We start from the raw sequence: 11,292 nt of genomic DNA on the forward strand, positions 1-11,292 counted from the left end.
CCGCGCCGCGCTGGGCGAGACCTTCGATGAGCTCGACCAGCGCGGCGGGGTCGAACGGCTGACCCGAGTCGGCATGCCGCAGCGGGAATCCGGTGGTGATCAACAGTTCGTGCGGTTTGACCCACGGCAGTATGTCCGGCACCTCGATGACGTTGACCCGCAGGACGATCTGCTCCAGGCCCCCAGCCCCCGCGATAAGCTTCGAGCCGGTCAGGCTAGGCAGGGTCAGCAGCTCCCGAACCGTCAACGCGTAACCGACGGGCGTTGGCAAATCATGTGCCTGTGGTCGCTCTCCGTTGGCAACATCTTCCATGAACCAACCGTACCCGGGCGACGATACAGCGGCCGCGTCACCGATACGACTCAGCGCGGACTGAGCGCGGGCGGAAGCACACGGTCGACCCACTTGGTTGCCTGCTCGTACGCATGAGCGAGTTGGAGAACGGCCCGGTCTGCGCCGTGGCGTCCGATGATCTGGATTCCCATGGGAAGCCCGCGGTCATCGAATCCGACCGGCATCGCGGCAACCGGAAGACTCGCCATCGTCCACGGTGCGACGGTCTCCATCCATCGGTGATAGGTATCCATCGGCCGGCCCGCGATCGTCGTGGGCCAGTGGGTGGACTTGTCGAACGGAAACACCTGGGCACTGGGCGCGAGGATGTAGTCATACGTTTCGAACATCTTCGTGACGGCGCCCTGCCAGTCGTTGCGGGCCGCCGCAGCCTTGGTGACGTCGAGCGCGGAGAGTTCGAGTCCGTGCTCCATCTCCCACACGAACTCGGGCTTCATCTGCGCGCGTGTCTTCGGGTCGTTGTAGAGGTCGACCAAGCCGAGTTGCGCCCACCAGCGCCACCTCAGAAACAGCTGCCAAATGTCCTCGGGCTTGTAGTCGGGGAGCGCCGCCTCGACGCGGCAACCGATGTTCCCGAACGCGCCGAATGCGGACTCGCACAGTTCGAGGACTCCGGGTTCCGTCGCCAGGTACCCGCCCCAGTCCCCTACCCATGCGATCCGCGTCCCGCTGAAGTCACGGTCAAGGCTCCGGGTGAATACCTCGGGGTCCTCGTCGATGCCCAGCGGGGCATTGGCATCGGGACCCGCCATCGTGGACAGCAGGTGCGTCACATCAGCCACCGACCGCCCCATCGGACCGACAACCGCGCCCTGCGCGATGAATCCGGCCTCGGGGATGCGGCCCCACGACGGGCGAAAGCCCACAACATTATTGAAGGCCGGCGGATTGCGCAGGGACCCCATGTAGTCGCTACCGTCGGCGACCGGAACCATCCGCAACGCCAGGGCCGCAGCAGCGCCGCCGCTGCTTCCACCGGCGGTGCGGGAGGTGTCGTACGGTGTCGCCGTCGTGCCCCAGACCGGGTTGTAGGTTTGGGATCCGAGTCCGAACTCGGGGGTGTTGGTCTTGCCGATGATGATGGCGCCGGCTGCCCTGATCCGGGTGACGAACAGGTCGTCCGCGTCGGCGATCCGGTCGGCAAAAATTGGTGATCCGGAGGTGAACGGTAGTCCCTTGACCGCGGAGAGGTCCTTGACGGCGTGTGGGAAGCCGTGCATCCAGCCGAGGTAGTGCCCGTCGGCCAGTTGGCGGTCCCGCTCGCGCGCCTCGGCGAGCAACTGGTCCCGGTCACGCAGGGCGACGATGGCGTTGACACTGCGGTTGTGCAGTTCGATGTGGTCGAGATAGGCGGTCATGACGTCGATGCACGACACCTGGCGGCTCTTGATCACATTACTGAGCGTCAGCGCGTCACACATGACGAGCTCTCCGTACTCGCGCGGCGCGCCCGAGGGTCCCGGGCGAGTCCGGCCGGAATCACCCGCGCTGACGGGGTCGATGACGTGTGACATGGGTGAACCTCTCCACGTTTCAAAAACGAGTACCGGCGAACCGCCGACGTGCATGAACTCCGACCGCAGCATCGTTCAAGATCGGCGGTTGGTGTGGTCGAGGTCGCGTCGCGACCCGGTTGCCGGGCCGCGACGCAACCTCGTTCACGGTGTGAGCACGAACTATTGGCCGAGGTCGACGATGGCGGCAACGGGGCCGCCGCCCTCCGGACCCTGGTGTGCTGCCGACACGGACACGAACACCGCCGGATCCCCCGTCACCGACGAGGCGACACCGCCCACGCAGGACTTGATCTGGCGGTGCCAGTGCACGTCCGAGTCGTCGAGCATTGCGTTGCGGCGGCCGCGTACCGTGCCGTCCTGGCTCGCTTCACACTTGAGGAAGACGTTCACGAGTTGGCCGTCCAGGTCGCTGGTGTGGGGCCGCTCGGGCAGCTCGAGTCCGGCGTCCCGGATCGCCGCCCAGATGCCGTCCTGGTCGAGCGGGTCCTTCATCACGCTGTGCCCGATCCGGTAGCGACCACCGACGCCACGCGCATTGCCGACGACGACGACCTGGGCCCTGTCCAACTCGACACCCGACGAGCAGGATGCCACCGACGAGAAGAGGTCCCGGCGGTGCATGACATCGGCGTCGCTGGGCATGTCGATCTCGCCGAGCGCGACGGCAATCCCCAGTGCCGTAACGCCGTTGGACAGGTCCATCGACTCGTGGGTGTGCTCGGTCCACACCGTCTCGCCGCGGCTCTTGGCGTCGCGGATGGTGTGGATCGTCAGCAACGGCGTCTTCGTCTGTACGTAGTGCACGTCGGCCGGGTCGCTGATGCCGGCATTGGCCATCGCCGTCTTCACCGCCGCGGCCACCTTCGTGATCATCGGCGTGCGACCGATGTCCTCGGGCAGCAGCTGCTCACTCATCGCGACACCGACGGTCAGTCGTGGCTCGTCGGTCTTCGCCGCCTTCCCGGCTGGCACAGTTGCGAAGATCGTTGCGTGCGGGCTGATCACACCGTCGGTGCCGCCGGACCAGACAATGGGCACCTGCGCCACCTCGTCGGCGCTGCGGCTGCCCTTCGCCGAGAGGACCTCACGAAAGGCTCGGTCCGCGATGATGCGTGTGTAGTCGTTGACTCCGCCGTTGCCCTCGGTCTTGCCGATGACAGCGACGACGCGGTCCGCTTCGAGCACGCCGTCGTCGATGAGCTTGGCCAGCTCGCTGGCGTCGGAAACGCTGTGCAGCGGAACCTTGCGGACCTCGATTGCGTCGGGCATTGACATCTCCTCTATATGGGCTTGCGGGGTAGGAAATCAGGCGGTGACGATCGTTCCGCTGGTATCGGCGCATCCACGATGAACACGGCGCGGAATGTGACGACCACCCGCCCGCCCGATCTCAACGAATCGGCATGCGGGTCCACCGACCTCGGCGGGCGAGCACCGCTGGCGGGCCGCCGGGACTCACCATCAACTGTGCAGATCACCGACACCTGATCAGAACTTTCATGGTGGCCACGTTATGAGCACGCACCCCTCCGCACATCGGCAACATTTGCCCAACCCGCGGCCTTGCTTGGTCACATTTTGTCCGATCCCGACAGTGTCGCAGTCGCACCGCTCATCGGTCCGCCGGCGTCGACGTCAAAGGTGCGGCCGCAAGTTCCTACTCGACTGCGTGCGCGGAGCCTTGGACCAAGCTCGCGGGTCCGCGCTCGCCTGCGCCGAGGTCCCTCGGGGGGTCGTGACTGTGGTCGCGGCGGTCTCCAGCTCGATCGCGTCCCACACTGCACCTCGCCCAACGCTTCGAGGGAAGTCTTGACAGGGGAGATGGGTGTCTCGTTGAGAACGCACAGCCCGGTGAGGCCGCTCTCGCAATGCCCCGGTCGGCGTCGGGGGCAGCGACAGCCGCCGAGGTCTCGGCTTTCCGCAGGCGACGTGTCTCCTGCATCCGCATTGCGTGAGTGGTGAGTGCCGCACGAACCAGGGAAACTCTTCGGCAGTGGCACACTCGATCGTCCGGACCAGCCTCCCCGCTGCAATCCCGAGTGATCAGCCGCGCAAAATCGCACTCGCACATGATGATTGCAATTCGGCGGCCATCGCGTGTCGCCTCATCGATGAGGTCCGACTTCATCCTGGCCGGTCATCTCACGGGCCGCGTCCAGCGCATCGAGGTAACTCTGCGTGCCGGTGCGCCCCTTTGAGGGGTAGCGGCTCGGCGTCCATCGCAGGAAGCTGCCGGCGTCGAAGACCACACGGACGAGATGCCATCACAAGCCACTCGCTGAGGGAATCGTCGTGAATGGTCGAAGGTAGGCGGAGCTGTATGGGTAGCGCGAACAGCGGGGCCGCTCCCAGGTGGTAGGCGAGATCGCCTATGTCGGTGTCCGAAACCCAAGCACCAGACTATGGCCGACACGACGAGGACGGCGTACTTGTTCTGTCGTTATCGATCCCAATCCGGATGTGCGGGAGCCTCGTAGACAACCAGTCAACTGACACGGCTACAAGATCCCTCGCGAACCATGGGCGCTAGCGGGGCCCGAATTGGCGGTCCCCCGCGTCTCCAAGCCCGGGCACCAGAAACGCATTCTCGTTGAGGCCATCATCGACACTCGCTGTCACAAGCCTCACAGGATGACCGGAGGCTTCCAACGCCGCAACGCCCTCCGGCGCCACGACCACGCATACCACCGTCACGTCGGTGGCGCCGCGCGCAACGAGCAGATCTATCGTGCGGACCATGGACCCCCCGGTGGCCACCATCGGATCGAGGACATAAACCGGAATACCCGACAGATCGGAAGGCAGCGATTCCATGTATGGCACCGGCTGGTGCGTCTTCTCGTCGCGGACCATCCCGACGAAACCAACACTCGCTTGCGGGAGCAGAGCGCTCGCCTGCTCCACCATACCGAGGCCTGCGCGCAGTACTGGTACCAGGAGCGGCGGATTCGCAAGCCGTACTCCCTGAGTGGTCGCGACCGGCGTGACCACCTCGAACTGCTCGACTTCCGCCCCTCGCATGGCCTCATAGAGGAGCATGTGCGTCAGCCTGCGCAACGCACCCCGAAACGTGGCGTTGTCACTGCGCGCGTCGCGCATCGTCGTCAGGAGCGATGCCGCCAGCGGATGGTCGACCACAGAGGTGTTCATGTTGGAAGGATAAGGGCGTCGGGCGGATTTCAATACGCCGACAACCTGTTTGGCCACCGGGTCGGTCACCGACCTGGGCGTACCGCGTGCACGCGGCCATCGGGGACGGAGTGATCGTGAGAGACGCCACTGATCCCGTGGCCGCAGGGTTCGAAGCCCCGGAATCGGTCGAGACGTCGGATCGGTCGAAACCTACGGCCCCGCGCCCGCCCCATTCCGCCGAACCCGAGCGGGGCATCCTCCCGCGGGGAGACGGCGCCAGGCGGCCCCGCCAGGAGGATGTGACGAGTTGCTGCTCACTCCTCGCGATCACGGCGACACGGTCCAATACACCACCACTGTGCACGGGCCCGATCGTGATACCGCCGGCCACTCGTGCCAGCGGCCGGCTCGCGGCGAAACTCAGCACATCGCCTGCCACCTCGGCCGCAAGATATCGAGCAGTCAGCCCAACCGATCAGTGGGCGGTGTGGTCGCTCGAATCCGCGGACCGCCGGAGCACACATCCGATGTGAGCACAGATTGAAGCGGCACGACGCAAGATCCAGCGGTATATCCCAATTGAGGTCGGGTGGGAAGCTCACTCGAGACTGCACACCAATCCCCATCGATCCCGAGCGCCGTTCGACTAATCCGAGTCGGTCGATCGGGGCTCGATCACTCGAACAATAGTCGCAGCCACGACCCCGCCACCGAGAACTCCGGCAAGCCCGGTGGCCCACCGCTGTCCAACCGAAGCATCCGTGGAGATCAATGCGCTAAACAGCATCACCGCCGACCCCGCCAGTGCCAGGGTGACGGTCCAGCGCAGAAACTCACTGGCGCCGTCGTAGAATCGCAACAGCGACGGTGGGGTGAGAGTCACCGAAACAATGAGCAGCACAATTCCGACGTAGAGCAGAGCGTTCATCGGATTCCTATTCACAGCGGGGGTGGACGGTGAAGGGGTGAGCTCCTGGCTCGACGGAGACTAGTGCCGCCACCGACGGGACTACGATCACGGCGTCGTGGTCGCTAAAGCCGGCGCCCTTCCAGAAGGGAAGGCAAGGTTCCGGCACGAGACACCGAGAGCGCACGACCCGCGCCGCCACGTCATGCATCCGCAGGGACTGTCCATGGATTGCTCCCGCCGGCTGCACTCAGTCTTCCATCGATACCCGCTGGCAAGGAACGGTATTCCCTACCAAAATTGCCCACCAATTGAGCAAGAACCGCCAATGCCTCCCGGAGCGCAACCAATTAACGTCGAATCAGGTGTGCATCGACAATCCCAGCGGGACCTGTCTCACAACGTAATTAGTTGGGTGGCGCAGGCGGCGGACACTGTGATGCCCAGGCGTGACCCGTCGTCGTGGCACCACACCCTCGCCGACAAACGCTGCGGGTCGGCGCCGTGGCTGGCTCGCCACGTCGACCGGGCCGTGCGGTCTGCACCGGATCCGAACGGGGATAGCTGAGAATTGCCATTCCGCGCCGCAACATTTGTCACTTCTCGCCGAAACCCTCGAGCCGGACGGACAGGCAGGATCTGGGTATGAAACCTTCGCCACTGATCTATCATCGGCCACGGTCGATCGAGGAGGCCTGCCAGATCCTTGCGGAGGTGGCGCACGAGGGCAAGGTCCTGGCCGGTGGGCAGTCACTCATTCCGATGCTGTCGATGCGGTTGGCTGCGCCGGCCAACCTTGTTGACATCACCGCGATCGACCGTCTCGACTCGATCACGGCGTCGGCAGGATCGGGCGTCACCTTCCAAGCACTGGCGACACACGCCGCGTTGGCCTCGCACCCGGGCGCCAACGCCGTGCAGCCGCTGCTCGGCCGAGCGCTGCAGTTGGTGGCCCACCCGACGATCAGAAACCGCGGGACCACCGTCGGATCGATCGTGCACGCGGACCCCTCGGCGGAGATGCCGGCCGTGCTGCTCCTGCTCGACGGCTCGGTGACCGTGCGGTCGGTCCGCGGGTCACGTGAGATCCCCGCGCGTGAACTGTTCCTCGGGCCATTGGAGTCCGCGCTCGAGCCCGACGAAATAGCGACCAGCGTGACGGTACCCGGTGCTTCTGCCGGTGTCGGGGTGGCCATCGACGAGATTGCCCGCCGCCACGGTGACTACGCGCTGGTCGGCGTCGCGGCTCGGGTTCAGGTGACCGACGGGGAGGTCACGAATGCCCGCGTGACGTACGTGTCCGCCGGTGAATTCGGTGAAGTCGTCGACTACAGGGACGTCATCGGTGGGGCGTCGGTCGCCGACGACCGGGATCCGCTGTGGAACCGGCTGTCGGAGGCGGCACGCGAGCGCATCGAAACTGAAGCAGACATTCACGCCACCGCACGGTACCGGTCACAACTCGTTGCGGCGCTGACCGCGCGGGTCGTCCTGCGTGCCGCACGCGACGGCGTGGCTTCCCTGGCAACCAGGCCGTCGGCGGAACACGTCGAGGCCGGAAAGAAATGACGATGGCAACAACAGAGCTGGAACAGCAGCTGTCGGACCTGCTGGCCGAGACCGGCGAGCAGCACGTGGCCGTGACCTTCACGCTCAACACCATTACCCGGACGGTCGTCCTGCCCGCGCGCACCCTTGCGTCGGACGCAATCCGCCATCACCTGCGGCAGACCGGGACTCACGTCGGATGCGAACACGGGGTATGCGGGGCGTGCACGGTACTGCTGAACGGTAAACCGGTGCGATCGTGCCTGCTACTCGCGGCGAGTCTCGAGGGACAGGTCGTCACGACGGTCGAGGGTCTGGTCGAGCCGGACGGTACCTTGCACCCCGTGCAGCAGGCCTTCATGGATTGTCATGGTCTGCAATGCGGATTTTGCACCCCCGGATTCGTCACCACCATCGCGGCGTTCCTGGAGGAGAACGATGCGCCCACCCGCGAGGAGGCCACCGACGCGATCGCCGGCAACATCTGCCGATGCACCGGGTACCACAACATCAAGGCGTCCGTGCTGCGGGCCGCGGAGATCAAACGCGAACGGGCCGGTGAGTTCCCCCTCGGACAGGACGACGAATCGAGCCGCGCCTCACTCGACCGGACGGTGCGGGGCAAGACCAACCCCGTCGGTGGACGGGCGGGCCGAGCATGAGCGTGACGAAGAGGGCCTCGACCACACCCACCACCGGCTCCGAGCACCTGTTCGGCAAACCGCTGCCGCGCACGGAGGACACCCGACTGCTCAGCGGCAATGGTAAGTACCTCGACGATCTGGGACACGACGCGTTGATCGCCGCATTCGTTCGGTCACCGCACGCGCATGCACGGATCACCGGAATCGACATCGACGCCGCGCTGGGACTACCCGGAATCTACGCCGTCTACACCTACGAGGACCTTGCCGCGGACTCTCCCTCGATGGCCGAATCCATGCCGCTGCTCATTCCGCACCCGGCAATCATCGCTCCGCGCAATGGATTCCCGCTGGCCAAGGACGAGGTCAATCACGTCGGCGAAGCCATCGTGATGGTGGTGGCGCGCAACCGGTATGTCGCCGAGGACGCGTGCGCGAAGATCGACGTCACCTACGAGATCCTCGGTCCGGTGGTGGGGATCGACACCGCCCGCCGAGCAGATCGACGCGTACACGACGACGTTCCCGACAATGTCGCGGCACACCTGCACCACGGATTCGGTGACATCGATGCCCAGTTGGCGGCTGCACCCCATCGGCTCACGCTGAACCTGGAGATCGAACGATCGGCATCGATGCCGATGGAGGGCAAGGGCGTTTACGCCCGCTGGGACAACGACGAGGAGACGCTGACCTTCTGGACGTCGACGCAGACCTCGACGTCCGTCCGCGCCGCGGTCGCCGCGCGGCTCGGTATGGCGACGAACAGGGTGCACTGCATCGCACCTGACGTCGGCGGCGGGTTCGGCGTCAAGATCATGCATCCCTGGCCGGAGGAGGTGATGGTGCCCTGGGCGGCACGTCAACTCGGTAAGGCGGGCATCTCGCGGGAGGTCAAATGGGTGGAGGACCGCCGCGAACACTTCATCTCGAGCGCCCACGAGCGCGGTCAGCTGCAAGAGGTCACGGTGGGTTTCGACGACGACGGACGGCTGCTGGCGTTCGACTTCACCCTCTGGCACGACAACGGCGCCTACCTGCCGTACGGGATCATCGTCGTGATCAACACCGCGACGCAGGTACTCGGCCCCTACAAGCCGGTCTCCTTCCGTGTCAACGCGTACTCGCTCTACACCAACACGGTGATCGTCATTCCGTATCGGGGCGCTGGCCGCCCACAGGGCGTCTTCGCGATGGAACGGTCGATGGACGCGATCGCGAAGTATCTCGGCAAGGACCCGCTGGAGGTGCGCGAGAGGAACATCATCAGGCCCGAGGAGATGCCGTACGACTTCAATCTGGTGTTCCAGGACGGCCGTCCACTGATCTACGACACCGGCAACTACCAGGCTGGAATCGACAAACTGAAGACGCTGATCGACTGGGAAGGCTTCCCCGAATACAAGAAGCGGGCCGCCGCCGAAGGGCGCACGGTCGGCATCGGAGTGGCCGCCTACGTCGAGGGAACCGGGCCCGGCCCCTACGAGGGCGCCCACGTCGTGATCGAAACGTCGGGGAAGGTGAAGGGCGCAACGGGACTGACCACCCAGGGCCAGGGCCACCAGACGACCTTCGCCCAGATCGTCGCCGACGACCTGGGTGTCGAAATGTCCGACGTGGAGATCGTGACGGGTGACACCCGACGGTTCGGATACGCCGTGGGGACCTTCGCATCTCGCGGAGCGGTCATGTCCGGCTCGGCATTTCACGTGGCCGCGCAGATGGTTGCGGAGAAGGCGAAAAGGATTGCGTCCGACGCGCTGGACCTCGATCCGGGGCAGCTCGAGCTGCGCGGCGGGCACGTCTGCAAGATCGGAACGGAGCCGGGTGCCCCCGGAACGTCGATCTCGCTCGGGATCGTCGCGGTCCTGTCGAATCCGCTGAGGTATGCGTTCGACGAGGCATCCAGGCAGGCAACCGGGTTCACCAAGACCTCGACCGACATGACGATTCCCCCGATCCAGGAGGGCGAGCAGCCAGGATTGGAGGCCACCGGGTACTACTCCCCGCCGAGGTCGACCTTCGCGTCCGGGATTCACGCCGCGATCGTCGAGACCGACCCGGTGACCGCGGAGATCCACGTGGAGCGGTACGCCGTCGTTCACGACTGCGGCAACGTGATCAATCCCCGGATCGTCGAGGGCCAGATCCATGGCGGCGTCGCCCAGGGAATCGGCGGCGCGCTCTACGAGCGCATCGTCTACGACGAGCACGGGCAACTGCTCAACGCGTCGTTCATGGACTTTCTGCTGCCGTTCGTGACCGAGGTCCCGGGCTCGATCGATATGGACCACACGGTTACCCCGTCCGGACTCAATCCGCTCGGCATGAAGGGCGCCGGCGAGGCCGGCGTCATCCCGACCACCGCCGTCATCGCCGCGGCGATCGAGGACGCGGAAGCAATTCCGATCACCTCGATGCCCATTTCCCCATCCGAACTTTTCGAGCTCCGGCACTCCCGCTCGACCAACCAGCGGGGCGCCGGCGCACCACAGGAGAACCTATGAGAATCTCAGGAACGGCGCAGCTGACAGCGCCTCCGGCCGAGGTGTACGACAACTTGCAGGACGGACGAGTCCTGGCGGCCACCATCCCCGGCGTTCAGTCGCTCAAGCAGGTGAGCGACAACCATTACAAACTCTCGATCATGGCCGGCGTCGCCGCAATCAAGGGCACCTATGACGGCGAGGTCATCCTCTCGCAGCAAAACCGACCCGAATCATTTGTGATGACCGCGTCCGGGGCCGGGGCACCGGGCACCGTCCACGCCGACGTCACCGTCAAGCTGGAGCCACGAGACGGAGGCGGCACGCTCTTGACCTACGATGCCGATGCGGTCGTCGGCGGAATGGTCGGCGGCGTCGGACAGCGAATGATCACCGGTGTGGCCAAGAAGATGGCGGGAGTGTTCTTCAAGGGACTCGACGGCGTCATCGCGAACGGGATCCCCGAAGCGCCCGCGATTGCCGCTGCCGACCACGCGCCCGAGACCATCTCGGAGACACCGAGGTTGCTCCCCGGTGTCGCTCGTGCGGAGCGCGCCGCCCCTGGATCCGCACCGACCGGTCCGTCGGCGCAGAGCGCGCTAGTTGCCGCCGCCGTCGGGGCGGCTATCGCGTTGGCCGGAGTTGCACTGGGCGCAGTACTGACCCGCAACACCGGCTCGGCGTGACGTACTTGGCGTAGTTC

At 65.5% G+C, this 11,292-nt stretch carries 9 protein-coding genes; 4 read left to right on the plus strand and 5 right to left on the minus strand.

The features are described from left to right. The 5 genes from RJ1_RS28225 to RJ1_RS28245 form a co-directional block, all read right to left on the minus strand. Positions 1 to 313: PucR family transcriptional regulator ligand-binding domain-containing protein (locus RJ1_RS28225; protein WP_174695029.1), on the minus strand; the 313-nt coding region annotated here is incomplete at its 3' end. Between the two features lie 50 nt (positions 314 to 363). Next, positions 364 to 1,869, minus strand: a complete 1,506-nt coding sequence (locus RJ1_RS28230) for an amidase (RefSeq protein ID WP_073365831.1) — start codon at positions 1,867 to 1,869, stop codon at positions 364 to 366. Between the two features lie 162 nt (positions 1,870 to 2,031). Then, a complete protein-coding gene (gene bar / locus RJ1_RS28235) occupies positions 2,032 to 3,141 on the minus strand; it encodes a barbiturase (RefSeq protein WP_073365832.1) in 1,110 nt (369 codons plus the stop codon). Between the two features lie 1,257 nt (positions 3,142 to 4,398). Then, entirely contained in the window at positions 4,399 to 5,022 is a 624-nt protein-coding gene (upp, locus tag RJ1_RS28240) for a uracil phosphoribosyltransferase (protein ID WP_073365833.1), read from the minus strand. 628 nt (positions 5,023 to 5,650) lie between these two features. Beyond that, complete coding sequence (locus tag RJ1_RS28245; RefSeq protein WP_073365834.1) at positions 5,651 to 5,932, minus strand: hypothetical protein; 282 nt, start codon at positions 5,930 to 5,932, stop codon at positions 5,651 to 5,653. A 624-nt stretch (positions 5,933 to 6,556) separates the two neighbouring features. On the opposite strand from RJ1_RS28245, the gene RJ1_RS28250 reads away from it, so the two are divergent. Genes RJ1_RS28250 through RJ1_RS28265 form a run of 4 tightly spaced genes read left to right on the plus strand, consistent with a single transcriptional unit; the run spans position 6,557 to position 11,275 of the window. Then, a complete protein-coding gene (locus RJ1_RS28250; RefSeq protein ID WP_073365835.1) occupies positions 6,557 to 7,480 on the plus strand; it encodes an FAD binding domain-containing protein in 924 nt (307 codons plus the stop codon). Then, on the plus strand, positions 7,477 to 8,121 hold the full coding sequence (locus RJ1_RS28255) for a (2Fe-2S)-binding protein (RefSeq protein ID WP_073365836.1): 645 nt from the start codon (positions 7,477 to 7,479) through the stop codon (positions 8,119 to 8,121). Before RJ1_RS28250 ends, RJ1_RS28255 begins: the two co-directional genes overlap by 4 nt. Next, the gene (gene cutA / locus RJ1_RS28260) at positions 8,118 to 10,610 is read left to right on the plus strand and encodes an aerobic carbon-monoxide dehydrogenase large subunit (RefSeq protein WP_073365837.1); all 2,493 of its coding nucleotides are present in this window, start codon (positions 8,118 to 8,120) and stop codon (positions 10,608 to 10,610) included. The genes RJ1_RS28255 and cutA overlap by 4 nt, the downstream gene beginning before the upstream one ends. Continuing rightward, on the plus strand, positions 10,607 to 11,275 hold the full coding sequence (locus RJ1_RS28265) for an SRPBCC family protein (RefSeq protein ID WP_073365838.1): 669 nt from the start codon (positions 10,607 to 10,609) through the stop codon (positions 11,273 to 11,275). The genes cutA and RJ1_RS28265 overlap by 4 nt, the downstream gene beginning before the upstream one ends. Positions 11,276 to 11,292: the final 17 nt, after the last annotated feature.

Origin of the sequence: Rhodococcus jostii NBRC 16295 (assembly GCF_001894825.1) — a bacterium.
GTDB classification, from domain to species: domain Bacteria; phylum Actinomycetota; class Actinomycetes; order Mycobacteriales; family Mycobacteriaceae; genus Rhodococcus_F; species Rhodococcus_F jostii.

Bases quoted from the DNA above. Each gene is read 5' to 3' on its own strand.
- bar (WP_073365832.1), bottom strand. From the start codon at position 3,141: ATGCCCGACGCAATCGAGGTCCGCAAGGTTCCGCTGCACAGCGTTTCC.
- upp (WP_073365833.1), bottom strand. From the start codon at position 5,022: ATGAACACCTCTGTGGTCGACCATCCGCTGGCGGCATCGCTCCTGACG.
- RJ1_RS28230 (WP_073365831.1), bottom strand. From the start codon at position 1,869: ATGTCACACGTCATCGACCCCGTCAGCGCGGGTGATTCCGGCCGGACT.
- cutA (WP_073365837.1), top strand. From the start codon at position 8,118: ATGAGCGTGACGAAGAGGGCCTCGACCACACCCACCACCGGCTCCGAG.
- RJ1_RS28265 (WP_073365838.1), top strand. From the start codon at position 10,607: ATGAGAATCTCAGGAACGGCGCAGCTGACAGCGCCTCCGGCCGAGGTG.
- RJ1_RS28245 (WP_073365834.1), bottom strand. From the start codon at position 5,932: ATGAACGCTCTGCTCTACGTCGGAATTGTGCTGCTCATTGTTTCGGTG.
- RJ1_RS28250 (WP_073365835.1), top strand. From the start codon at position 6,557: ATGAAACCTTCGCCACTGATCTATCATCGGCCACGGTCGATCGAGGAG.
- RJ1_RS28255 (WP_073365836.1), top strand. From the start codon at position 7,477: ATGACGATGGCAACAACAGAGCTGGAACAGCAGCTGTCGGACCTGCTG.